This is a genomic window from Dysosmobacter welbionis, assembly GCF_005121165.3.
Classification (GTDB): domain Bacteria; phylum Bacillota; class Clostridia; order Oscillospirales; family Oscillospiraceae; genus Oscillibacter; species Oscillibacter welbionis.
Map to the genome: position 1 here is coordinate 2,458,221 of NZ_CP034413.3, position 24,337 is coordinate 2,482,557.

Here is a 24,337-nt window from a genome sequence, read left to right on the forward strand (position 1 = left end):
GCAGGACCCTTGAACCTGCCGGAATTCATTTCCGGCAGGTTGGTGAGATGAAAGGGGCCCCCGGAGGCCTGCGGCCTCCGGGGAAAACAGCAGCCAGTGGGCGCTGAAAACGGTGTGGGGCGTGGGGTACAAGTTCGAGCTGGCAGGCGCCCCCGGGGCAAAGGAGAGCTGACAAAACCGCCTGAAAAGACCTTTGCCTTTTCAGGTGGAAAACCGGGCAGGGAGGTCTCATGAAGGTACGGATCGCGCGTATTGCAAAACGGATGCACAACAAGTTCAGGGGCCTGTACTGGCGGCAGATGTTCGTCACCGTCGGCATGGTGCTCCTGACGCTGTTTTTGCTGGGAGTTTCGTTTTTCTCCCTGAGCTACAACTACGCCCGGGGCCAGGAGAACGGGGAGCTGGCCGCCCAGGCCCAGGTGGTGGGGCAGCTCTCCGCCAGCTATCTGGAAAACGGGCGGTACCTGGACATGGAGGAGCTGCAGCACGAGGAGGACTTCCAGCGTCTGGCCTCCTTCGCTGCCACGGTGTCCGAGGTGGACTTCCTGATCTGCGACGTGGAGGGCCACGTGCTGCTGTCCACGGATGCGTCTCTCAGCGGGCTGGTGGTGACTATGCCGGAGGAGATGACCGCAGAGGTGCTGGAGGAGGGCATCAGCTCCAGGCGCACGGACGTGGACGGCCTGTACTCCAACAAGCGGTTCGTGGTGGGCGTTCCGGCCATAAGCGAGGATACCCCCGACCCCGTCGGCATGGTCTATGCCGTGTCCTCCACCACCTCGCTGGACACCATGTGGTCCGGCTTCATCGGGCTGTTCTTCATGACGGCGTTCGTGGTGCTGATGATCTCCTTCATGGCGTCCTCCATCACCACCATGCGGCAGATCCAGCCCATCCGGGAGATGGCCAAGGCCACCCGCCGCTATGCGGAGGGGGACTTCGACATCCGCATGAACGACTACGGCCGGGATGACGAGTTGGGAGAGCTGGCGGCCTCCTTCAACAACATGGCGGAGAACCTGCAGCAGACGGAGCGCCAGCGGCGGGAGTTCATCACCAACATCTCCCATGAGCTGAAGACGCCCATGACCACCATCGCCGGCTATACAGACGGCATTCTGGACGGCACCATCCCGCCGGAGAACGAGCGGCAGTATCTCCAGATCATCTCCGACGAGAGCCGCCGCCTGAGCCGGCTGGTGCGGCGGATGCTGGACGTGAGCCAGCTGCAGGCCATCGACCCCCTGCGGGAGGGAAAGCACTTCGACATCTGCGAGAGTATGCGCCGGGTGCTGATCTCCATGGAGCGGAAGATCACAGACCGGAATCTGGATGTGGAGGCGGATATCCCCGAGGAGCCCATTCTGGTGCTGGGGGACAAGGACATGATTACGCAGGTGATTTACAACCTGCTGGAAAATGCCACCAAGTTCGCACGGGAGGGCTCCACTCTCTATCTGGGCGTCACCACCATCGACGGCAAGGCCCGGGTGACGGTGCGGAACGAGGGGGACACCATCCCGGCAGAGGAGCTGCCGCTGCTGTTCGAGCGGTTCCACAAGAGCGACAAGTCCCGCAGCGAGGACAAGGATGGTTACGGCCTGGGGCTGTACATCGTCAAGACGATTTTAGAGCAGCATAAGGAAAAGATCAGTGTGACCAGCGAGGACGGCGTGACCGCGTTCTCCTTCTCACTGGCCACAGAGTGAGGCGTGCATGGAGGAAGAAAAGCAGTTGGCCGGAGAGGACCGTCTCTCCGGAGAGATCGTAGAGGTATACAGACAGCCGCTGCCCGGGGAGGTGGTGGAGCGGTACAGCCGCCCCCTGCCGGGACGGCCTGCCGCGCCCGGGCAGCCCCGCCGGCGGCGCAGGACCGGGCTGTGGATTTTCCTGGCCTGCCTGGCGGTGGTGCTGGGTGTGGCGGCGGGCTCCTGGATTTGGTATCTGCTGCCGGCCGGCAGCAGTGCCGATCCCTTTGAGTACCGTTACGACCACGGCTGGGAGGAGGAAGAGGACGCGTCCGGGGCAGTTACCATCCCCACCTATCCGTTCGGGGAGGGCGCCGTGCTGGAGGTGGAGACGGACCACGGCCGGGAGCTGACGGCCCAGGAGATCTACCAGCGGGTGAACCCGTCGGTGGTGACGGTCATGGTCCAGCTGGACGACAGCGTCTCCGTGGGCACCGGGGTCATCTTCCGGGCGGACGGTTATATCCTCACCAATTACCACGTGCTGGCGGGGGGACGGGACTGCACCGTCGCCATGGACACGGGCCGGACCTATGAGGCCCAGTACGTGGCCGGAGACGAGCGGAACGATCTGGCGGTCCTCAAGGTGGAACTGACGGGGCTTCCCGCCGCCACCTTCGGCGACAGCGACCAGCTGGTGGTGGGCGACAAGGTCTACGCCATCGGCAACCCGCTGGGCGTGGAGCTCCGCGGCACACTGACAGACGGCATCGTCTCCGCCATCAACCGGGATGTACAGGTGGACGGCCGGACCATGACGCTGGTTCAGACCAACGCGGCCCTGAACTCCGGCAACTCCGGCGGTCCCCTAATCAACGCCTGCGGCCAGGTGGTGGGCATCAACACCATCAAGATGAGCTCTGATTACTCCAATGTGGAGGGTCTGGGCTTCGCCATTCCCTCCGCCTCCATCCGGCGGCTGGTGAACGACCTGCTGACCTATGGAGAGGTCCGGCCGGAGCCCTCCTTCGGCGTGACGGTGCTCCAGACGGGCACCCGGCTGGAGGACGACATCTGGGGCCTGCAGGTGCTGGAGGTCACGCCCGGCTCCGCCGCAGACCTGGCGGGCATCCGGGAGGGGGACTTCGTCCTCGCCGCCGGCGGCAGGCCGGTGGAAACCAGTCAGGAGCTGCTGCGCATCCGGCGGCAGCTGTATGTGGGCGATCAGGTGACCATGGAAATCTGGCGGGACGGAGAGCGGATGGAAGTGACGCTGACTCTGAATGACCCGGTGGAATAAAGAACGAGGGCGCGGCCTGCACCGCAGGCCGCGCCCTTGCTTGCCGGAAGTGCTCCCGGCCCGGGGCGGAAGAGCGGGGTGTCTGCCCTGCGGGGTAGTGTGGAAAAAACATTGTGAGGCCGTGGGAAAAGCCCTGAAGGACTTCTCCCGCGGCCTGTGTCATGTCTGTTTCTTCCGGCGCTGGGGCCACAGCAGGCTGACACCGGAGAGCAGCAGGTACACGCCGAAGGGCTTGCGCAGGACCGCCACGTCCAGATTGGTGGCGATCCAGGCCCCGGCCAGGGCGGCGGCCACGGCCAGGGGGACGGCGCTTTTCAGGGTGGGCTTGTCCAGATAGCCGCCCCTGGCGTGGCAGACCAGGGCGGAGGCGGCGGTGGGCAGGAAGAACAGCAGATTGATGCCCTGAGCGGTCCGCTGGTCCACATCCAGAAAGAGCGTCATGACCAGAAGCAGCAGCGTGCCGCCGCCCACGCCCCAGGCCGAGAGGATGCTGGCCCCCAGGCCGCAGAGAAAGGGAATGATCCAGTCCGTCACAGCAGATACTTCACCCCCGCGTAGAACAGAAAACCGGCGAAGAGCCACTTGAGCCACTTGACGGAGACTCTGCCGTACAGCTTGCCGCCGATCCAGCCGCCCACCAGGCCGCCCGCCAGATAGGGCAGCGCCGTCAGGAGGGAGAGCTCCCCCGAAACAGGTACACGGCGGCGGACACCAGACACACCGGAAAGATGACGCCCACGCAGGTGGCGTACAGCTTCCGCTGGGAGAGGCTGCCCCAGCGGGAGAGGATGGGCAGGAAGACCATGCCGCCCCCGCCGCCGAAGAGGCCGTTGGCCAGCCCCGCCGCAGTGCCGGCGATCCGCGCCGGCCAGCGATGTTCCATGTGATCCCGCCTTTCCTCAGGGATGTAAGCGGCGGGCTTCGGGAGCCGGAGAGGACGCCCGAAGCCCGTCGGACCTGGTTATTTCATCTGGAAGCTCTGGCAGTCGGTGCACTCCACCTTGGTGGGGTTGGTCTCATGGGTGCCCACAGTGATGGTGTTCAGACCGCAGTAGTTCTGGTCCTGGCAGTGGTGGGCGCAGTTGGTGACCGTGCACTTGATGCTCTGGTTGGGGGTGCAGGCGCAGCCGTTGTTGGTATTCGTCATAACAAAAGATCCTCCTGCGTGAAAAAGTGTGTGGCTTTCGCCGCCCTCTAGTGTGCGCAGGCGCGGCCGGGTTATGTACGGTCCGGCCTGGGTAAAAATTTGTCACAGGCGGGCGTGTCCGGCGTCCGGTTTTTGGCGCGGGGCGCGGCGACGCAATGGCCGTCATGGATCTCTACAAAACGGCGGCGCGTTCGGATGTAGTGCTGGTAGTAGTGTGCGCAGTCGGAACAGGTGAACGAATCCATATAGGGTGTCTCCTTTCTGATTGAGTTCTTAGATTGTACTGCAAGTTGATGAAATCATCAGAATGCATTGTGACTTCAAAATGATATCGTGATTTCGGTTTTTTGTGCAAAAGTATTTTATAACAAAGAAAATGCAGAATATATGTTAACTTTTATCACACAAAATATGTGATAAAAATTTTATATAAAAAGGTGGGCCGCTCTATCTGAGCGGCCCACCTTTTTCGATTTGGATGCCTCGCAGAGTTTCGCGCCGCGCACGGCGCGAAATCAAATGAAATCGTTTTTCCGGCGGCGTGTACGTCGGAAAAACACTCCGCGCGGAGCGAGCGTCGAATTGCCCGCCGCAGGCGGGCAACCGAGGCGCAGAGCGGAGCGAATCTCCCTTCACCTGAAAAGGCGCAGCCTTTTCAGGTGATTTATACGCCTAAGATCCAAGTTGCGAATCGGAAGTAGATCAGCAGAGACAGCGCGTCCACGATGGTGCTGATGAAGGGCGAGGCCATCACCGCCGGGTCGAACCCGATCTTCTCCGCCAAAATGGGCAGGGAGGCGCCCACCAGCTTGGCGCAGGCCACCGTGCCCACCAGGGTGCAGCACACCACCGCCGCCACGGCAGGCGTCACGGTGGGATTGGCCAGCAGCCAGCAGTCCACCACCATCATCTTCACAAAGTTGGCCGCCGCCAGGCACACGCCGCAGATCAGCGCCACGCGGCACTCCTTCCACACCACGCGCAGCAGGTCGCTGAATCGAACCTCCCCCAGCGACAGGGCACGGATCACCGCCGTGGAGGCCTGGGTGCCGCTGTTGCCGCCGGTGCCGGAGAGCATGGGGATGTAGGAGGTCAGAATGGGCACCGCCGCCAGGGAATTCTCAAAGTGGGTCAGGATCATCCCAGTGAAAGTGGCGGACAGCATCAGCATCATCAGCCAGGGGGTCCGGGCCCGCCAGGTCTCAAACACGCCGGTCTTGAGATACGGCTTGTCGCCCGGCAGGATGGCGGCCATCTTCTCGATGTCCTCGGTGACCTCTTCCTGCAGGACGTCCATGGCGTCGTCCACGGTGACGATGCCCACAAGGCGGTTCTCCGTGTCCACAATGGGCAGGGCCAGGAAGTCGTATTTGTTCAGGGTTTGGGCCACATCCTCCTGGTCGTCCAGGGTGTTGGCGGAGATCACATGGGTATCCATGATGTCCCCCACCACGTCGTCCTCCTCCGACAGCAGGATGGTCCGGATGGAGAGATACCCCAGCAGGTGGCGGCCCTCGTCGATGACGTAGCAGATGTTGATGGTCTCCTTGTCCGGGCCGGTGCGGCGAATGCGCTTCAGGGCGTCCTCCACGGTCATGGTGGCCTTCAGGTCCACGTACTCCGTGGTCATGATGCTGCCGGCGCAGTCGTCGGGGTATTTCAGGATTTCGTTGATGCTCTTGCGGACGTCCGGGTCCGCGTGGCGCAGGATGCGCTTGACCACGTTGGCGGGCATCTCCTCCACGATGTCTACCGCGTCGTCCAGGTACAGCTCGTCCAGCACTTCCTTCAGCTCCGTGTTGGAAAAGCTCTGGATGAGCACCTCCTGCTCCTCAGAATCCAGCTCCACGAACACCTCGGCCGCCTGCTCCTTGGGCAGCAGGCGGAACACCATGGGCACCTTGTCGTCCAGTTCCATGAACAGGCCCGCGATGTCCTGGGCCTCCAGAGGCAGCAGAAGGTCGCGCAGCTCGGCGTAGCGTTTTCGGGAGATCAGATCCTCGATCTTTTCCAGCAGCTCGTCCCGCTGCTCTTCCTGCTCTAACATGCGCGTCCTCCTCTCTGTGGGACTGGTGGTTGAGAAAACAAAAAAACCCGGCCGCTCCTGTCCGGTGCAGTCGGAAATTTCCGTGTCAAAACAGGGACGCCGCATCAGCGGACCCTGCGGCCGTTCAAGCTTTAGCCTCACAAGGCGGTGAAATCACGTTAGATGATACCTTCGTGTTCGATAGCACCTGTTCAAACCCTCTCATGATGTCTCCATCACTCCGCGGCAGCGATCCGTATCCCTGTGGTAGCCTTACCTACCGGACGGTATGCAGTTTTGCCGAAACTCTTTCTTCATATTATGCCAATTTCTGCCCCCTGTCAAGGCGGCAGAAAAAAACTCCCCACAATTTTACAGGCCCCTCAAATACCGCTGCACTCCATTTTACAAATGGGAATCCCGCTTGTGATAGAGGACGGCCTGTGGTATAATAAGATGTTCCAAATCTGTGCCCGAAACGGGGCGTTTCAGCGAGAGGAGGCCCTCCATGGGCATACACGACGGACACCGGGAGAAGATGCGCCGGCGGTTTCTGGAGACGGGGCTGGAGGGCTTTGCGGACCACGAGGCCCTGGAGCTGCTGCTGTACTACGCCATCCCCCGGCGGGACACCAACCCCATCGCCCACGCCCTGATGGAGCGGTACGACTCCCTCTCCGGCGTGCTGAACGCCCCGGTGGAGGATCTGGAGAAGGTGGAGGGCATCGGGGAGAGCGCGGCCATCCTGCTGTCCCTGGTCTCCCGGCTCAGCCGGAAGGCCCGCATAGCGGACGCGTCCCAGGAGACCATCCTCAACTCCTCCGAGCGGGCGGGGGCCTATCTGCTGGAGCGATTTGCCGGCGAGCGGCGGGAACTGGTCTTCCTGCTGTGCCTGGACCGCAAGGGCAGGCTCCTGGCCTGCAAGCGGCTGGCGGAGGGGGACGTGGCCAGCGCGGACCTGAACATCCGCAAGGTGGTGGAGATGGCGCTGCTGACCTCCGCCAGCGCGGTGATCCTGGCCCACAACCACCCCAGCGGCGTGGCGGTGCCCTCCTCCAGCGACGAGGCCGCCACCCGCCAGGTGGCGGAGGCCCTGCGGACCATCGGCGTCCGCCTGGTGGACCATATCGTGGTGGCGGACCGGGACTTCGTCTCCATGGCGGACAGCGGCGACCTGCTGGGGTAAAGAGGGAGCAGGCGCCCCCTTTAGAACCCCCACCACCAGTCTGTGGACTGGCGAACGCGCCCAAGGCGCTTGGGTCGGGGTATTTTGCCACGTACACGCCGCGGCGAAAATGACTTCAAGTTCTTCCTTCGCCGCTGGCGAACGAACTGGGGAAAACCGGAGGGGTTCCCCTAGTCCCCCCTTCCTTTTTTGTCCCTTCGCTTTTTTCAAGGCATGGTTCCTTTGATAAAAGTCGAACAAATGTTGCAAAAAGATGACGGGTGTGATAGGATGGCCGTGGCTGAAAATCTGTTTGATGGGTGGAGGGAATGCCGCTATGCCGAAATTTGAAGTCGTATCTGAATACAAGCCCTCCGGGGAACCCCGCAAAAGCGGCACTTTTGCGGGGACCCCGTGATTCGGATGGACCGGGCAGGCAAAGCCCGCCCAGTCCAAGGTTTTGACTGCGCCAAAACGCTTGTGCGCCGCGGCCGCGGCGCCGGCCCTTTGGGCCGGGGCTGGTCCCCGGAGACCATAGCAAGAAAAAATTGCGGAGAAGAGCTATGCCGAAATTTGAAGTCGTATCTGAATATCAACCCTCCGGGGACCAGCCGCAGGCCATTGCCGCGCTGGCGGAGGGCATCGAGAACGGGCTGAAGGAGCAGGTGCTGCTGGGCGTTACCGGATCCGGCAAGACCTTTACCATGGCCAAGGTCATCGAGCAGGTGCAGCGGCCCACGCTGGTGCTGGCCCACAACAAGACCCTGGCCGCCCAGCTGTGCGCGGAGTTCAAGGAGTTCTTCCCCAACAACGCGGTGGAGTACTTCGTCTCCTACTACGACTACTACCAGCCAGAGGCGTATATCCCCCATACGGACACCTATATCGCCAAGGATGCCTCCACCAACGACGAGATCGACCGGCTGCGGCTCAGTGCCACCTGTGCCCTGCTGGAGCGGCGGGACGTGATCGTAGTATCCTCCGTGTCCTGCATCTACGGCTTGGGCGAGCCGGACGATTTTGCCAACCTGGTGGTGTCCCTCCGGGTGGGGGCCGAGTGGGACCGGGATGAGCTGCTGCGCCGCCTGGTGGAGATCCGCTACGAGCGCAACGACATCGCCTTTGAGCGGAACATGTTCCGGGTCCGGGGGGACACGGTGGAGATCTACCCCGCCTACTACCGGGACCACGCCATCCGGGTGGAGTTCTTCGGGGACGAGATCGACCGGATCAGCGACTTCAACCCGGTCACCGGCAGCGTGAACCGGGTGCTGAACCACGTGGCCATCTACCCAGCCAGCCACTATGTCACCACCAAGGACAAGATGGACAAAGCCATTCTGGAGATCCGCCAGGAGCTGGAGGATCAGGTGAAATACTTCACCGACAACAACCAGCTGGTGGAGGCCCAGCGGCTCCGTCAGCGGACGGAGTACGACATGGAGATGATGGCGGAGCTGGGCTACTGCTCCGGCATCGAGAACTACTCCCGCATCATCTCCGACCGGCCCGCCGGCTCCGCCCCCATGACCCTGCTGGACTTCTTCCCGGACGACTTCCTGCTGTTCGTGGACGAGAGCCACGTGACCCTGCCCCAGGTCCGGGCCATGTACAACGGCGATCATGCCCGGAAGGACTCCCTGGTGAAGTACGGCTTCCGCCTGCCCTGTGCGTACGACAACCGACCGTTGAAGTTCGAGGAGTTCGAGGAGCGGATCGGCCAGGCGGTGTTTGTCTCGGCAACGCCCGGCCCCTATGAGCGGGAGCGGGCGGACCAGGTGGTGGAGCAGGTGATCCGCCCCACGGGCCTGCTGGACCCCAGGGTGGAGGTCCGGCCTGTCACCGGCCAGATCGACGACCTGATGGACGAGATCCGTGCAAGAGCCGCCCGGGACGAGCGGGTACTGGTGACCACCCTCACCAAGAAGATGGCGGAGGACCTGACGGAGTACCTGAAAAACGCCGGCATCCGGGTACGGTACATGCACTCCGATGTCCAGACCATCGAGCGCATGGAGATCATCCGCAGCCTGCGGCTGGGAGAGTTCGACGTGCTGGTGGGCATCAACCTCCTGCGGGAGGGGCTGGACCTGCCGGAGGTCAGCCTGGTGGCGATCCTGGACGCGGACAAGGAGGGCTTCCTCCGGTCCGAGACCAGCCTGATCCAGACCATCGGCCGGGCGGCCCGAAACGCAGACGGCCTCGTTATCATGTACGCCGACGAGATCACGCCCTCCATGCGGGCGGCCATCGACGAGACGGAACGCCGCCGCTCCATCCAGGACGCCTATAATCAGGAGCACGGCATTGTGCCCAAGACCATCATCAAGGGCGTCCGGGAGATTTTGGAGATCTCCAAGACCGCGGAGGAGGACACCCTCCGGGCCCACAAGAAGCGCAAGCTGACGGAGCAGGAGCGGGCGGCGGAGATCGCCAAGCTGGAGAAGGAGATGCGCGAGGCCAGCAAGATGCTGGAATTCGAGTACGCCGCGGTGCTGCGTGACCGGATCATCGAGCTGCGGGGGAGAAGTGACCTCCGCAAAGAGCAGGGGTGTATGGCGTACTCGAATCGCCGGGAGTCCGGCGTACAAGCGTTTTGGCGGAGGCAAAACCTTGAACCGGGCAGAATTCACTTCTGACCGGTTGGTAAAATGAAAAGGGCTCCCGCACGGCGGAGCCGTGTGGGAATGTACGCCGCAGTGCTGCGTGACCGGATTATCGAGCTGCGGGGGGAGAAGTGACCTCCGCAAAGAGCAGGGGTGTATGGCGTACTCGAATCGCCGGGAGTCCGGCGTACAAGCGTTTTGACGGAGGCAAAACCTTGAAGCGGGCAGAATTCACTTCTGGTCGGTTGGTAAAATGAAAAGGGCTCCCGCACGGCGGAGCCGTGTGGGAATGTACGCCGCGGTGCTGCGTGACCGGATCATCGAGCTGCGGGGGGAGAAGTAAATGCACTACGAATGGCTGGACGCATACCTGCTGTCGTTTCCCGGCGTGGAGAAGGACTATCAGCCGGTGTGGCAGTGGTTCCGCTATAAGGTCCGGGGCAGGCTGTTTGCCGCTGTCTGTTCGCCGGGGCCGGAGTACAAAATTTACGGCGGCCACGATCTGGTGAATCTGAAATGCGGGGCGGCGGAGGGCGAGCTGCTGCGGGCCCGGTATCCGGACATCCTGCCGGGATTTTATTCGGATAAGCGGACCTGGATTTCCTGCCTGCTGGACGGAGAACTGCCGGAGGAGGTCCTGCGGGACCTGTGCGGCCGGTCATACGCCCTGGCGGTGGAGAAGCTGCCCAAATACGTCCGGCGGGAGCTGGCGGAGCAGCCCGCGGAGAGCTGAGGTGTTTGCAATGGCGAAGAAAAAAGAGGAAAAGACCAATGTGATGCGGATCCTGGACCAGAGAAAGATCCCCTATACCGCCCGGTTTTATGAGGACAGCCAGGGGCCGGAGGGCACCCGGGAGTACGGCGTCCACGTGGCGGAGGCTCTGGGGCAGGACCCAGCCAGAGGCTTCAAGACCCTGGTAGCCCGGGGGGCGTCCAAGGGCATCTACGTGTTCGAGGTGCCGGCGCCGGAGAACCTGGATCTGAAGAAGGCCGCCAGGGCGGTGGGGGAGAAGTCCATCGAGCTGCTGCACGTGGCGGAGATCAACGCCGTTACCGGCTACATCCGGGGCGGCTGTTCCCCGGTGGGGATGAAGAAGCAGTATCCCACCGTGTTCCACCGGACGGCGCTGGACTACGAAACCGTCTATATCTCCGCCGGGAAGATCGGCGCCCAGGTGGAGCTGGCGCCCCGGGCGCTGCTAGACCTGCTGGGGGCCTCCACGGCGGACATTGTCGTGGACCAGGGATAGGCCCAGGTGGAGTCCCAGGGTGAAGGCGTCGGTGGACCACTGGAGGTAGCGGGCCAGAAAGGCGTCCTGAAGGCACAGGCGGGCGTCCCCGGAGAGGGAGAGGCTGTCCGCCAGCTGATCCACGGATTTGGAATCGAAGGGGTCTGCTTTCTGCAGAATGTCGGCGGCGTAGCCGTCGAAGAGGCGGAGATAGATGGGATTCATTGGATCACCTTCAAACAACATTTAATGATGTATTGATGATACATCATTAAATGATATATGTCAAGGAGAACTCCATGGAAACACTAAAAATATTTGGAGAAAGACTGCGTGCCCTGCGGGATGAACGGCATCTGCGGCAGGCGGATATGGCAGAAGTGCTTCAAATTACCCTTGTCCATTATCAGAGAATGGAATATGGAAAGGTCAATGTCCCATCGCTGACGCTTTGCTTTCTTGCGGATTACTTCAGCGTCACCACGGATTATCTGCTGGGGCGCAGCGACGCGCGGGGGTAAATCCGTTCCGTGCACCCGTAGGGGCCACCGCCCTCGGCGGCCCGATGGTATGGCCGCCCCTGGAGCGTGTAAGGGAGGTTACAAACCGCCCGTGGAAATTTGGGCCGCCGTCCGGCGGCCACGGGGATTCTGCTCCCGCAGGGGGCTTGTCCAGCCGGGATGCACCCCCCGTTTTCTTTTCCGACTTGCGGAAAAGAAAACGGGCCGTGCACGGTCCAAAAGAAAAGGCCGCTTGGACGCGCTCCGGTGCAGTGGCCCTCCGCGCGCAACGGGGGTCGGCGTATCGGTGCCTGCTCCGATTTGGACTGGCCTTCGGGCACGCTATGCTCTTCTGCGATTCCTGTTGCTGCCGTCCCGTGGCGGATGGCGCCGACCTCGTCGGGGTGGTTGTCGCATGGAGCTGCTTCTCTTTTCGCTACCGCTCACGCTCCCGCGAAGAATCCGGCAGCGCGTAGCGCAGCGGAACGCGCGGAAAGAGAAGCAGACCAAATGCGTCCTTGCACCCCGTTGACCTTTGCACCCGCGCCGCGGGAATCCGCGTTCAAGCCTGTACCGCACCCCGCCGCGCCCGTCGGGAGGTCATCGCAAACCCGCAGGCACCATCTCTCGTCAACTCCCGTACAGCAACTTTGCACGGACGTGCAAAGTTGCGACCAAAAGCGTTTTTTCTCTTACACCGGGCGCGGCGCGTTCTCTTTTTGGCGCTGACAAAAAGAGAATGGGGGGCGCATCCCCCGTGGAAACGGCCCCCTGGCGGGAGCCAGTCTCCCCGGGTGGTTGAAAAGCGCCTCTACACCTCCGCCGGAGGCATTTCCGGCACTGAAAAGAGAAACCTCTCCTGAAAGGAGTCAATCATACACATTATGCAGGACAAGATCATCGTCAAAGGCGCCCGCGCCAACAATCTGAAGAATATCGACGTCACCATCCCCCGGGACAAGCTGGTGGTCATGACGGGCCTCTCCGGCTCCGGCAAGTCCTCCCTGGCCTTCGACACCATCTACGCCGAGGGCCAGAGAAGGTATGTGGAGTCCCTCAGCTCCTATGCCCGGATGTTCCTGGGCCAGATGGACAAGCCCGATGTGGACTATATCGAGGGTCTCAGCCCCGCCATCTCCATTGACCAGAAGACCACCAGCAAGAACCCCCGGTCCACCGTGGGCACGGTGACGGAGATCTACGACTACCTCCGCCTGCTGTGGGCCCGGGTGGGCACCCCCCACTGCCCCAAGTGCGGCAAGGAGATTCGCCAGCAGACCATTGACCAGATCATCGATCAGGTCCTCTCTCTGCCGGAGGGCACCCGCATCCAGGTGATGGCCCCCGTCATCCGGGGCAAGAAGGGTGAGCACGCCAAGATCTTTGAGGACGCCAAGCGGTCCGGCTACGTCCGGGCCCGGGTGGACGGGAATCTGTACGAGCTGGACGAGGAGATCAAGCTGGAGAAGAACAAGAAGCACACCATCGAGATTGTGGTGGACCGGCTCATCATCCGTCCGGATATCCAGCAGCGGCTGACGGACAGCGTGGAGACCGCCTCCGGCCTCACCGGCGGGCTGGTGGTCGTCAACCTCCTGCGGGAGGAGCGGGATCTGACATTCTCCCAGAATTATGCCTGCGAGGACTGCGGCATCTCCATCGAGGAGCTGACGCCCCGGATGTTCTCCTTCAACAACCCCTTCGGTGCCTGTCCCACCTGTACGGGTCTGGGCAGCCAGCTGAAGGTGGATCCGGAACTGATCGTGCCGGACAAGTCCCTCTCCATCCTGGAGGGGGCCATCCAGGCCAGCGGCTGGAACAACATCCGGGGGACGGCATCTCCCGGATGTACTTCGACGCCCTGGCGAAGAAATACCACTTCTCCCTCACCGACCCCTGGGAGACCCTGCCGGAGGACGTGCGGAGCATCATCCTCTACGGCACCGGCGGGGAGAAGCTGGAGCTCCACTACGACCAGCCCCGGGGCAAGGGCGTGCTGTATCAGCCCTTTGAGGGCATCTGCAACAACGTGGAGCGCCGCTACAAGGAGACCCAGTCCGATGCCAGCAAGCGGGAGCTGGAGGAGCTGATGGCCGAGTGCCCCTGTCCCACCTGTAAGGGAAAGCGGCTGAAGAAGGAGTCCCTGGCGGTGACCGTGGGGGACAAGGACATCGACGCCCTGACCCGGATGTCCGTGGTGGACGAGCTCCAATGGGTGGACCGGCTGGAGCTGACGCACCAGCAGCACCTGATCGCAGACCGGATCCTGAAGGAGATCAAGTCCCGGCTGGGGTTCCTCCAGTCCGTGGGCCTGGGCTATCTGACCCTCAGCCGCAGCGCGGGGACCCTCTCCGGCGGCGAGAGCCAGCGGATCCGCCTGGCCACCCAGATCGGCTCCAGCCTGATGGGGGTGCTGTATATCCTGGACGAGCCCTCCATCGGTCTGCACCAGCGGGACAACGACAAGTTGCTGGCGACGCTGCAGAACCTGCGGGACCTGGGCAACACCCTGCTGGTGGTGGAGCACGACGAGGACACCATGCGGGCGGCGGACTACCTGATCGACATCGGTCCCGGCGCCGGCATCCACGGCGGCGAGGTGGTGGCCGCCGGTACACCGGAGGAGGTCATGGCCAACCCCAACAGCCTGACGGGTCAGTATCTCTCCGGCAAGAAGAGGATCCCCGTGCCGGAGACCCGGCGGCCGGGCAACGGCAAGAGCCTGAAGGTCATCGGCGCGGCGGAGAACAACCTGCGGCACATCGACGTGGAGTTCCCCCTGGGGACCTTTACCGTGGTTACCGGCGTGTCCGGCAGCGGCAAGAGCTCCTTGGTGAATGAGATCCTGTTCAAGAAGCTGGGCGTGGAGCTGAACCGGATGAAGGTCCACCCCGGCAGGTGCGACCGGATCGAGGGAATCGAGTATCTGGACAAGGTGGTGGACATCGACCAGAGCCCCATCGGCCGGACACCCCGGTCCAACCCCGCCACCTACACCGGCCTCTTCAATGACATCCGGGACCTGTTCGCCTCCACTCAGGAGGCCAAGAGCCGGGGCTACGGCCCGGGGCGGTTCAGCTTCAACGTCCGGGGCGGCCGGTGCGAGGCCTGCTCCGGCGACGGTGTGCTGAAGATCGAGATGCACTTCCTGCCGGACATCTTTGTGCCCTGCGAGGTGTGCAAGGGCAGGCGGTACAACCGGGAGACCCTGGAGGTCCGCTACAAGGGCAAGAACATTGCCGATGTGCTGGAGATGACCGTGGATGAGGCGGTGGAGTTCTTCGCACCTCTGCCCAGAATCCGCAACAAGCTCCAGACCCTGTGCGACGTGGGCCTGGGGTATGTGAAGCTGGGCCAGCCCTCCACGGAGCTCTCCGGCGGTGAGGCCCAGCGGGTGAAGCTGGCTACGGAGCTCAGCAAAATCGCCACCGGCAAGACCATCTATATCCTGGACGAGCCCACCACCGGCCTCCACACCGACGATGTGCGCAAGCTCCTGGAGGTGCTCCAGCGGCTGGTGGACAGCGGCAACACCGTGGTGGTCATCGAGCACAATCTGGACGTTATCAAATGTGCCGACCACCTGATCGACCTGGGTCCCGAGGGGGGAGACGGCGGCGGCACCATCGTCTGCACGGGCACGCCGGAGGAAGTGGCTGCCTGCCGGTCGAGCTTCACAGGTCAGTATCTGAAAAAGGTGCTGGAAAAGTAAGCCGGGGCAGACGATCCCCTTGGAGCCCCCGCCGGAGCCCAGCGAAGCGGGTCCGGTGGGGAAAGGACGGGCCGCGGAGGCAGCAAGCCGAAGGCCGGGGCGCGGGATCCGGAGCAGGCGAGGACGCGCACAGGCACGCCGGAGGAGGTGGCCGCCTGCCGGTCGAGCTTCACGGGCTGGTACCTGAAAAAGCTGCTGGAGCGGTAAGACCGCGCAAAAAGGGCCTCCGCTGTATGCGGAGGCCCTTGTCTATGGGGCGTCAATTCCAGAAGTTCGGAAACAGCAGCTCCGAGATCACCTTCACCAGCAGCAGGAGCAGCACGACCACCACCGCAGGCCGGACGATTTTGCTGCCGTTCCTGATGGCCAGGCCGGCGCCCAGATAGTGTCCCAGGATGGAGGCCAGAGCGGCCGCCAGCCCCACACCCAGAACGACGGTCCCCGCCATCAGGGCGGAGCACACACCGCCGATGTTGGAGGCCAGGTTGATGACCTTTACCCCGCCGGCCGCGTGGCGGGTGTCCATCTTGCCCAAGTGGATGAACACCAGCATCAGAAAGGTGCCGGTGCCGGGGCCGTAGTAGCCGTCATACGTCCCGATGAGCAGCGCGGCGGCCCAGACGATGGCCGCCTGCCGCCGGGGCGGGATGGGGGCCGGCTCCTCCGGCCACATTTTGGTCCGCAGGGTGAAGAAGGCCACCACCGGCAGCACCGCCAGCAGCAGATACTTCAGCACCACATCCGGCGTGTGAAGCTGCAGCTGGGTCCCGCAGACGGAGCCTGCCACCGCCAGCCCGGCGGCAGGCAGGAACAGCCGCCAGTGAACGTACCCCTGGTGGATGAAGCGGGCGGTGGAAAACGCGGTGCCGATGCAGGAGGAGAGCTTATTGGTGCCCAAAACAAAGTGGGTGGGCAGGCCGGAGAAGGCCATCAGGTATACAGGGACGGAGATAATGCCGCCGCCCCCGGCGATGGCGTCCATAAAGCCGGCCAGAAAGACGCCGCCGCAGATCAGAAGGACCACCCACAGGGGGAAGCCGTCCAGCGTGGTTTCCGTGAAGAGAGTGGGGACCGAGGCTGACATATATGCACCTCCCGGAGTAAATTCGACAAAATCTCTATCAGTATACCAGCTCCATAGGCCCCTGGCAAGAGCAGAAGCGCCGCAATTTTGCTGAAATTCCCGCATCTCCCCGAAGAAATGCCGCCGGAACGGTTGTTTTTCCGGCGGGCGTGTGATACTGTGAAACAGGCGGGGCGGGATCGCCCGCGAAAATGCTCAAAGAAAGTTGAGGATCACCTATGTCAAACATCAAAAACGTCGCCATGATTACCGTGTGCGGACGGCCCAACGTGGGCAAGTCCAGCCTGACCAACGCCCTGGTGGGGGAAAAGGTGGCCATCGTCTCCAACAAGGCACAGACCACCCGGAACCGCATCTACGGCGTGGTGAACCGGGAGGACACCCAGTATATCCTGCTGGACACGCCCGGCCTCCACAAGCCCAAGTCCGCCCTGGGGGACTACATGGTGAAGGTCGTCACCTCCAGCCTCTCCGACGTGGACTGCGCCCTGCTGCTAGTGGAGCCCATCCCCCATGTGGGCGGCCCGGAGCAGGCACTCATCGACCGGATCCGGGAGGAGGAGATCCCCTGCATCCTCTGCGTCAACAAGATTGACACTGTGGAACCGGCGGAGCTGCTGCCGGTGATCGCCGCTTACAACCAGGCATGGGACGGCTTTGACGCGATCATCCCCATCTCCGCCCACACCGGCAGCGGCCTGAAGGATCTGATGAAGGAACTGCGGAAGTATGCCCAGGAAGGCCCTCAGCTGTTCCCGGACGGGATGACGACGGACCAGCCGGAGCGGCAGGTGATGGGGGAAATCCTGCGGGAGAAGCTGCTGCTGTGCCTGGACAAGGAGATCCCCCACGGCACGGCGGTGGAGATCACGAAGTTCTCTGAGCGGGACAGCGGCGTCATCGACGTGGACGCCACCATCTACTGTGAGAAGGCCAGCCACAAGGGGATCATTATCGGCAAGCAGGGGGCCATGCTGAAAAAGATCAGTTCCCTGGCCCGGCAGGATATGGAGAAGTTCATGGGCACCAAGGTGTATCTGGAGACCTGGGTGAAGGTCAAGGAGAACTGGCGGGACAACGTGAACTACGTGCGGAGCTTCGGGTACCGGGACGAATAAGGAGGAAGCGTGCGGTCTCCGGTATTCCGCAGGCTGCCGTGCGGGGAGTGAGAATATGAGACTGGTATTGAGCGACACGGCACTGCCAACCGGACTGCCGGTCCGGGAGGACTGGCACTATGTGGACCTGAGCCAGCTGAAAATCGCGGACTGTATGGGCTGCTTCAGCTGCTGGGTCAGAACGCCGGGGCGGTGCGTGATCCGGGACGACGCTGTAGGCGTATATCCCCTGATTGCCCACAGCGACCATGTGATCTATGTCAGCCGTCTCTTCTGCGGGTCCTATGACGTACCGATGAAGACCATGCTGGAGCGGGCCATTCCCATCCAGCAGGCGTTTATTCGGATACACCACGGAGAGACGCACCATATACAGCGGGCGGTGGCGGAGAAAGACGCGGTGATTCTGGCCTATGGAGATACCGGAGACGAGGAGCAGGCGCTCTTCCGTCTGCTGGCGGCCCGCAACGCCCATAATATGCTGTTTCGGAGCTGGAGTGTCCGCTTCCTTCGGGAAGAGGAGCTGGCCGGGGCCATTAGGGAGGAGGTACGCGCATGGGAAAGCTCCTGATCGTCAATGGGAGTCCCCGGGCGCCCCGTTCCAACTCCCGGAGGTATATCGAACAGTTTCTTCCGTGTTGGGGAGAGACGGCGGACCAGTATACCGCGCTGAGGGGTGGACCGCTCTCCCCAGAGGACTGTACGGATCTGCTGCTGGTGTTCCCCCTGTACGCAGACGGCATACCGGCGGTGCTGATGAGGACCCTGAAGGAACTCGCAGTATGGAGGGGAACGGCCCGCCCCAGGATCCACGTACTGGTGAACTGCGGCTTTCTGGAGCCGGAGCAGACCCGGCCTGCGGTAGAAATGGTGCGCTTTTTCTGCAAACGATATGGATTTCCCTGGGGGATGGCGCTGCAGATCGGCTCGGGAGAGGCGATCTTGAATACGCCTTTTTCCTTTCTGGTGCGGCGGGGCCTGCGCCGCCTGGCCGCTGGTATGCGGGCGGGACGGAGCGAGGTGCTGTCGGTGCGGATGCCGCTGAACAGGCGGATGTTCGTCTGGGCCTCCGGCCGGTACTGGACTGATTACGGCGCGAAAAACAACATCACCGCCGGAGAGATGCGGACCATGGAGATCGAGGGAGGCTAGAGATTTCCAGCCATAAAAATCCGACAACATTCGCAGACTACTCCTGGGAGGAGGTCTGCGGAATGGACACACAAAGGCTTTGGGAGTGCTTCTGCCTCACCGGCGAACCGCTGGTGTACCTGCTGTATCAGGCCGCTCTGGACCAGGAGTCCGGCGGCGGGATCAGCGCATAGAACGGAGGGCGGACGCTCTCCGTACATAAGGAGGGAGCGCGTTGGCCGAGCGGGCCTACATCGTGACAAAGGGCGTGGTCCTGCGGGAGACGGAGACGAAAGAGGCGGATAAGATCCTGACGCTGCTGACAGCGGACCGGGGCAAGATCTCCGTCATCGCCCGGGGCGTCCGGCGGAAGAGCTGCAAGTACGCCGCCTGCGCCCAGCAGATGGTCTATTCGGAGTGGACCCTCTATCAGAAGGGCGAGTGGTACTACGCCAATGAAGGAGCCACGGCGGAGCTGTTCAACGGCCTGCGGACGAATCTGGAGGCGCTGGCCCTGGGCTGCTACTTCGCGGAGCTGACAGAGACCGTCACGGCGCCGGAGGTCCCTGCCGGGGCACTGCTGCCCCATCTGCTGAACGGGCTGTACGCCCTCTCCGCTTTACAGAAGCCGCCGGCGCTGGTGAAGCCCGCCTTTGAGATCAAACTGCTGTGCTTGGCGGGATATGAACCTTTGGCGGACAGCTGCGCCTACTGCGGCCGGCCGGACCCGGAGCAGCCCCTGCTGGACGTGGTACAGGGCATCCTGCGGTGCCGGAGCTGCGGCGCGAAGGAGAGTGCCCTCTCCATGCCCCTGTGCCCGGATTCCCTGGCGGCCCTGCGGCATATCGTGTACGGGGACCCCAAGCGGCTCTACTCGTTCCGGCTGACAGGCCCGGCGCTGGAGCGACTCTCCGCGGCGGCGGAGGCTTTCGTGGCCGCCCAGCTGGAGCGGGGATTCCGGACGCTGGAATTTTACAAGAGCCTCCAGCCGCCGGAAGAGTTGTCGAAATAAGATACATTTTGTATTTCTTTTGCTGATTTATACGAAACGGAGCGGAATATGACAGAATTTGTCCTCGGCTCCTACCGGCTGGAGGTGGACGTGGAGGCCACCCGGGCCTGGTATGGCCGTTACGGTAACGCTACCGGGGGCTGCGGCTGCGCCTACTGCCGAAACTATGCTGCCGCAGTTGGGGTCCTGCCGCCAGAAGCAGCAGCGTTTCTGGAACCCCTGGGGCTTAACCTCCGCAGGCCCGGAGATATTGGCGAGTATGGTCCCCGCCAGGGCGGGCGGTGGTATATGCCCATGTGGCACATTGCAGGCCGCCTGCTGGAAGCGGGGGAGGGAGAGCTGCCCGTTGCCCCCGGCGTCACCGCCGGGTTCGCCACAGATATGGGACCGTTCCTCCGGAACTTCCCGGAGCCCTGCTTCCAGTGCTGGCTTTCCATGACCCTGCCCTGGGTGCTGGAGGAACCGGCAGATGAAGCAGCTGACGACAGGGACGATGAAGTGAAAACCCTTGACAGGAGAACCGAACCATGAGTGACCTATTTGACAAATCCATCCGCACCCTGGAGCTGCCCCGGGTGCTGGAGCTGCTGAGCGAGCAGGCTGTCAGCGCCGAGGCCAAGCAGCGGGCCCTGCGCCTCCGGCCGGAGACGGAGCCGGAGGAGGTGCTGCGCCTGCTGGACCAGACGGACGCGGCCCGAAATCTCATCGGCCTGCGGGGCAGTCCGTCGTTTTCCGGCGTGAAGCCGGTGGCGGAGGCCCTGGACCGGGCGGACCGGGGCGGCGCCCTGAACACTCGGGAGCTGCTGACCATCGCGGATCTGCTGACCGCCGCCCGCCGGGCCAAGGAGTACTTCAACGACGAGGCGGCGGAGAAAACCGCCATCGACCACCTGTTCCTCTCCCTCCACGGCAACCGCTTTCTGGAGGAGAAGATCAAGCGGGCCATCCCGGACGAGGACACCATCGCCGACGCCGCCAGCACGGAGCTGGCGGACATCCGCCGCCACATGCGGGCGGCCCAGGCCAAGAGCCGCCAGATCCTTCAAAAGATCATCTCCTCCCCCAGCTATGGGAAAATTTTGCAGGAGACCATCATCACCCAGCGGGACGGCCGCTTCGTGGTGCCGGTGAAGGCGGAGCACAAGGGCGACCTGCCGGGACTGGTCCACGACATCTCCTCCACCGGAGCCACGCTGTTCGTGGAGCCTATGGGGGTGGTCCAGGCTAACAACGAGTATATTGAGCTGCAGGCCAAGGAGCAGAAGGAGATCGACCGCATCCTGGCGGAGTTCTCCGCCGAGGCTGCCGCCCACCGGGAGGACATCCAGTGGGACTACGACACCCTGGTCCACCTGGACCTGATCTTCGCCCGGGGCCAGCTGAGCTACAAGATGAACGCCGTGCGGCCGGAGGTCCGCCGGGACGGCGCTATCCATCTGCGCAAGGCCCGCCACCCCCTGCTGGACCCCAAGACGGCGGTGCCCATCGACATCGAGCTGGGGGACACCTTTGACACCTTGGTCATCACCGGTCCCAACACCGGCGGCAAGACCGTGACCCTCAAGACCCTGGGCCTGCTGACGCTGATGACCCAGTGCGGCCTCCACATCCCGGCGGCGGACCGGAGCGCCGTGTCCGTCTATGAGCGGGTGCTGGCGGACATCGGCGACGAGCAGAGCATCGAGCAGAGCCTGTCTACCTTCTCTGCCCACATGGTGAACATCGTGGAGATTTTAAAAGAGGCGGATCGGCACAGCCTGGTGCTGTTTGACGAGCTGGGGGCCGGCACGGACCCGGTGGAGGGCGCGGCCCTGGCCATCGCCGTCATCCAGCACGTGCGGCGGCTGGGGGCCAAGGTGGCCGCCACCACCCACTATGCGGAGCTGAAGACCTTCGCCATGACTACGGCAGGGGTGGAGAACGCCTCCTGCGAGTTCGACGTGGAGACGCTGGCGCCCACCTACCGGCTGCTGATCGGCATTCCCGGCAAATCCAACGCCTTTGCCATCTCCCGGCGGCTGGGGCTGCCGGAGGACGTCATTGCCGCCGCCCAGGGGCAGATGAGCGGCGAGAGCGTCCGGTTCGAGGACATCCTGACCCAGCTGGAGGAGAAGCGCCAGGCCCTGGAGAAGCGGGAGCAGGAGGCGGACCGCCTGCTGCGCCAGCGGGAAGAGGACGCCAGGCGCGCCCGGGAGTTCCGGGAGCAGATGGAGCGGGCCAAGGACAACGCCCGGAGCCGGGGCGAGGCGGAGGCCAAGCGCATCCTCCGGGACGCCCGGACGGCGGCGGACCAGGTGTTCCAGGAGCTCAGCGAGATGCGGAAGGCCCAGGCCAAGGCCGAACGGATGCTGAACGAAAATGAGGCCCGTGCGGCCCTCCGCCGCACGCTGAACGAGGCGGAGGAGGCCGTGTCCCGCCGCGACGCCCGGCAGGAGCCCATCCCCAAGCCCAGCCGCCCCATCCGGGCGGGGGATCTGGTGGAGATCCCCGGTGTCAAAACGCCGGCGGAGGTAGTGTCCGTGGGCAAGGACGGCACCTTGCAGCTGAAAGCCGGTATTTTGAAGATGAAAGCCAAGGTAGACGAAGTGCGTCTTATCGAGGATGACGAGCGGGCCGCCAGGAAGAAGACGCCCTCTGTCACCATTCGCCAGAACGCCGACCGCGCCCTGCGGGCTTCTGCCGCCCGGGAACTGGACATCCGAGGGATGGAGACACTGGAGGCGGAGAGCGTGGTGGAAAACTTCATTTCCGCCGCCGTCATGGGCAAACTGGAGACCGTAACCATCATCCACGGCAAGGGCACCGGGGCCTTGCGGAAGGCCGTCCACGACATCCTCCGCCGGAATAAGGCTGTGAAGAGCTTCCGCCTGGGCGTCTACGGCGAGGGAGAGAGCGGCGTCACCGTGGTGACGCTGAAGTGAGCCGGAGCCTGTCGCCGCGGTGCGGCATCAGGCGTCCTGCGCGGCGGGACCTTGGAGTGTGAGGGCTCTGCCTGACCGCCCCAATTAAATGCGGGATTCCTGTGGGGTGCTCCCCATGGGGGCGGCGAGCCCGGCAACACTGAAATGAGGGGGTTGACATGGCACTGACCTTTCGATTTGCACAGGAGACCGACACGCTCCTGATCCTGCAATTCATCCGGGAGCTGGCCGACTACGAGCACCTGCTGGACCAGGTGGTGGCCGATGAGGCCACCCTCCGGGACCAGCTGTTTGAAAAGCGCCGAGCCGAGGTCCTCTTTGCCCTGGAGGACGGGACAGAGGTGGGCTTCGCCCTGTTTTTTCAAAACTTCTCCACCTTCCTGGGTCGGGCGGGCCTGTATCTGGAGGACCTGTATGTCCGGCCGGAGCACCGGGGAAAGGGATATGGCAAGGCTTTCTTCCGGCGGCTGGCGGCCATCGCCGCGGAGCGGGACTGCGGCCGCCTGGAGTGGTGGTGCCTGGACTGGAACACCCCCAGCATCGGCTTCTACAAGTCCCTGGGGGCGGAGACCATGGAGGACTGGACCGTTTACCGCCTTACCGGACCGGCATTGCAGAGGCTGGCAGAACCGGAATCTCCGGTTGCGGAAACCGATGAGATTTGATATACTGGAGTCACACTAAAACACACATTCTGGAAATTGCACAATGAGGTGATTTTATGCAAGAGCTTGCAAAGCAGTTCCACATTGCCTGTGCTCAGGGGGATATCGGCCGCTACTGCATCCTGCCCGGTGACCCGGGCCGGGTCCCGGCCATCGCCGCCCTGTTTGACGACGCCAAGCAGATCGCGTATAACCGGGAGTTCAACGTCTGGACCGGCACCCTGCTGGGGGAGAAGGTCACCGCCTGCTCCACCGGCATCGGCGGTCCCTCCGCTTCCATCGCTATGGAGGAGCTCCACAAATGCGGTGCCGACACGTTCATCCGCACCGGCACCTGCGGCGGTATCGATCTGAACGTCCAGTCCGGCGACGTGGTGGTAGCCACCGGCGCCATCCGGTATGAGCACACCAGCCGGGAGTACGCCCCCATTGAGTTCCCGGCGGTGGCGGACTTCCAGGTGACAAACGCCCTGGTGGAGGCCACCAAGAAGCTGGGCTTCCCCCTGCACACCGGCATCGTCCAGTGCAAGGACAGCTTTTACGGCCAGCACGACCCCGCTGCCTCGCCCGTGTACTACGAGCTGCAGCAGAAGTGGGAATCCTGGAAGCGGCTGGGCGTCAAGGCCAGTGAGATGGAGTCCGCCGCCCTGTTCGTGGTGGCGGCGGCTCTGGGCTGCCGGTGCGGCTCCTGCTTCCATGTGGTGTGGAACCAGGAACGGGAGGCCGCCGGCCTGGACCAGAAGATGAGTGAGGACACATCCTCCTCCGTGAAGGTGTCTGTGGAGGCCCTGAAGCTGCTGATTGAGGCGGACCGCAAGGCGGGCCGGTAATTGGCTGCGTTTTTGAAAAAAGATGCCCGGAAATTTCCGGGCATCTTTTTTGATTCCCCATTGACAAGTTTACTTGGTATATGGTATGCTCTGCTTGTAAAGAAAACTTGGTAAAATAAAAAGTAAACTATGCAAAATGGTTCGGCATGGATCGGGAGGAGATCCTGCGGCACAGCCGGGCGGCTGGCGACTGGTTCTGATCC

Annotated in this window: 21 protein-coding genes, 2 pseudogenes and 1 riboswitch; of the genes and pseudogenes, 16 read left to right on the top strand and 7 right to left on the bottom strand. The window is 63.1% G+C overall.

The features are described from left to right. Window positions 1-230 precede the first annotated feature (230 nt). Window positions 231-1,709, top strand: coding sequence for a sensor histidine kinase (locus tag EIO64_RS12935; RefSeq protein ID WP_021749292.1), 1,479 nt, complete (start codon window positions 231-233; stop codon window positions 1,707-1,709). Window positions 1,710-1,716: 7 nt separating this feature from the next. Then, the gene (locus EIO64_RS12940; protein WP_136891463.1) at window positions 1,717-2,988 is read left to right on the top strand and encodes a S1C family serine protease; all 1,272 of its coding nucleotides are present in this window, start codon (window positions 1,717-1,719) and stop codon (window positions 2,986-2,988) included. 159 nt (window positions 2,989-3,147) lie between these two features. On the opposite strand, the gene EIO64_RS12945 is transcribed toward EIO64_RS12940, so the two are convergent. The 5 genes and pseudogenes from EIO64_RS12945 to mgtE all read right to left on the bottom strand — a co-directional run bounded on the left by EIO64_RS12945 (window position 3,148) and on the right by mgtE (window position 6,182). After that, window positions 3,148-3,522: a TSUP family transporter gene (locus tag EIO64_RS12945; protein WP_021747973.1), complete on the bottom strand. Its 375-nt coding sequence runs from the start codon at window positions 3,520-3,522 to the stop codon at window positions 3,148-3,150. Beyond that, window positions 3,519-3,871: pseudogene (locus tag EIO64_RS19260) on the bottom strand (TSUP family transporter). The gene EIO64_RS12945 and the pseudogene EIO64_RS19260 overlap by 4 nt, the downstream one beginning before the upstream one ends. Before the next feature lie 78 nt (window positions 3,872-3,949). After that, a complete protein-coding gene (locus EIO64_RS12960) occupies window positions 3,950-4,135 on the bottom strand; it encodes a DUF1540 domain-containing protein (RefSeq protein WP_136891464.1) in 186 nt (61 codons plus the stop codon). 71 nt (window positions 4,136-4,206) lie between these two features. Beyond that, entirely contained in the window at window positions 4,207-4,380 is a 174-nt protein-coding gene (locus EIO64_RS12965) for a hypothetical protein (RefSeq protein ID WP_158629790.1), read from the bottom strand. A gap of 419 nt (window positions 4,381-4,799) precedes the next feature. After that, window positions 4,800-6,182 (bottom strand): magnesium transporter, encoded by a 1,383-nt coding sequence (gene mgtE, locus EIO64_RS12970; protein ID WP_136891465.1) that lies wholly within the window; start codon window positions 6,180-6,182, stop codon window positions 4,800-4,802. Window positions 6,183-6,290: 108 nt separating this feature from the next. Further along, window positions 6,291-6,453: riboswitch (M-box (ykoK) riboswitch) on the bottom strand. A gap of 216 nt (window positions 6,454-6,669) precedes the next feature. Here mgtE and EIO64_RS12975 point away from each other — a divergent pair. The 4 genes from EIO64_RS12975 (at window position 6,670) to ybaK (ending at window position 11,182) form a co-directional block, all read left to right on the top strand. Then, window positions 6,670-7,347, top strand: a complete 678-nt coding sequence (locus EIO64_RS12975) for a JAB domain-containing protein (RefSeq protein ID WP_021747980.1) — start codon at window positions 6,670-6,672, stop codon at window positions 7,345-7,347. A 542-nt stretch (window positions 7,348-7,889) separates the two neighbouring features. Further along, window positions 7,890-9,965 (top strand): excinuclease ABC subunit UvrB, encoded by a 2,076-nt coding sequence (uvrB, locus tag EIO64_RS12980; RefSeq protein ID WP_170180092.1) that lies wholly within the window; start codon window positions 7,890-7,892, stop codon window positions 9,963-9,965. 310 nt (window positions 9,966-10,275) lie between these two features. Continuing rightward, window positions 10,276-10,665, top strand: a complete 390-nt coding sequence (locus EIO64_RS12985; protein WP_119310549.1) for an MmcQ/YjbR family DNA-binding protein — start codon at window positions 10,276-10,278, stop codon at window positions 10,663-10,665. A gap of 10 nt (window positions 10,666-10,675) precedes the next feature. Next, a complete protein-coding gene (gene ybaK / locus EIO64_RS12990) occupies window positions 10,676-11,182 on the top strand; it encodes a Cys-tRNA(Pro) deacylase (RefSeq protein WP_021749012.1) in 507 nt (168 codons plus the stop codon). On the opposite strand, the gene EIO64_RS12995 is transcribed toward ybaK, so the two are convergent. Then, entirely contained in the window at window positions 11,132-11,386 is a 255-nt protein-coding gene (locus tag EIO64_RS12995; RefSeq protein ID WP_036630139.1) for a hypothetical protein, read from the bottom strand. The two genes, ybaK and EIO64_RS12995, sit on opposite strands and share 51 nt — an antisense overlap. 74 nt (window positions 11,387-11,460) lie before the next feature. Here EIO64_RS12995 and EIO64_RS13000 point away from each other — a divergent pair, with 74 nt between their 5' ends. Beyond that, window positions 11,461-11,682, top strand: coding sequence for a helix-turn-helix domain-containing protein (locus EIO64_RS13000; RefSeq protein WP_036630140.1), 222 nt, complete (start codon window positions 11,461-11,463; stop codon window positions 11,680-11,682). An 863-nt stretch (window positions 11,683-12,545) separates the two neighbouring features. Next, window positions 12,546-15,373, top strand: a pseudogene (gene uvrA / locus EIO64_RS13005) (excinuclease ABC subunit UvrA). Window positions 15,374-15,632: 259 nt separating this feature from the next. Here the strand turns inward: uvrA and EIO64_RS13010 are convergent. Beyond that, window positions 15,633-16,457: a sulfite exporter TauE/SafE family protein gene (locus EIO64_RS13010; RefSeq protein ID WP_119310550.1), complete on the bottom strand. Its 825-nt coding sequence runs from the start codon at window positions 16,455-16,457 to the stop codon at window positions 15,633-15,635. 218 nt (window positions 16,458-16,675) lie between these two features. Between EIO64_RS13010 and era the strand changes: the two genes are divergently transcribed. From era to udp, 8 genes are all read left to right on the top strand, one after another. Further along, window positions 16,676-17,575, top strand: coding sequence for a GTPase Era (gene era, locus EIO64_RS13015; protein ID WP_021749019.1), 900 nt, complete (start codon window positions 16,676-16,678; stop codon window positions 17,573-17,575). Window positions 17,576-17,630: 55 nt separating this feature from the next. Then, window positions 17,631-18,146, top strand: a complete 516-nt coding sequence (locus EIO64_RS13020; RefSeq protein WP_021749020.1) for a flavodoxin family protein — start codon at window positions 17,631-17,633, stop codon at window positions 18,144-18,146. Continuing rightward, the gene (locus EIO64_RS13025; protein WP_021749021.1) at window positions 18,131-18,727 is read left to right on the top strand and encodes a hypothetical protein; all 597 of its coding nucleotides are present in this window, start codon (window positions 18,131-18,133) and stop codon (window positions 18,725-18,727) included. The genes EIO64_RS13020 and EIO64_RS13025 overlap by 16 nt, the downstream gene beginning before the upstream one ends. A 214-nt stretch (window positions 18,728-18,941) precedes the next feature. Beyond that, window positions 18,942-19,718, top strand: coding sequence for a DNA repair protein RecO (gene recO / locus EIO64_RS13030; RefSeq protein ID WP_021749022.1), 777 nt, complete (start codon window positions 18,942-18,944; stop codon window positions 19,716-19,718). Window positions 19,719-19,766: 48 nt separating this feature from the next. Continuing rightward, the gene (locus EIO64_RS13035) at window positions 19,767-20,249 is read left to right on the top strand and encodes a hypothetical protein (RefSeq protein WP_021749023.1); all 483 of its coding nucleotides are present in this window, start codon (window positions 19,767-19,769) and stop codon (window positions 20,247-20,249) included. Further along, window positions 20,246-22,639: an endonuclease MutS2 gene (locus tag EIO64_RS13040; protein ID WP_021749024.1), complete on the top strand. Its 2,394-nt coding sequence runs from the start codon at window positions 20,246-20,248 to the stop codon at window positions 22,637-22,639. The genes EIO64_RS13035 and EIO64_RS13040 overlap by 4 nt, the downstream gene beginning before the upstream one ends. A 158-nt stretch (window positions 22,640-22,797) precedes the next feature. After that, complete coding sequence (locus tag EIO64_RS13045; protein ID WP_021749025.1) at window positions 22,798-23,304, top strand: GNAT family N-acetyltransferase; 507 nt, start codon at window positions 22,798-22,800, stop codon at window positions 23,302-23,304. Between the two features lie 56 nt (window positions 23,305-23,360). After that, the gene (gene udp, locus EIO64_RS13050; protein ID WP_025545035.1) at window positions 23,361-24,134 is read left to right on the top strand and encodes a uridine phosphorylase; all 774 of its coding nucleotides are present in this window, start codon (window positions 23,361-23,363) and stop codon (window positions 24,132-24,134) included. Window positions 24,135-24,337 lie beyond the last annotated feature (203 nt).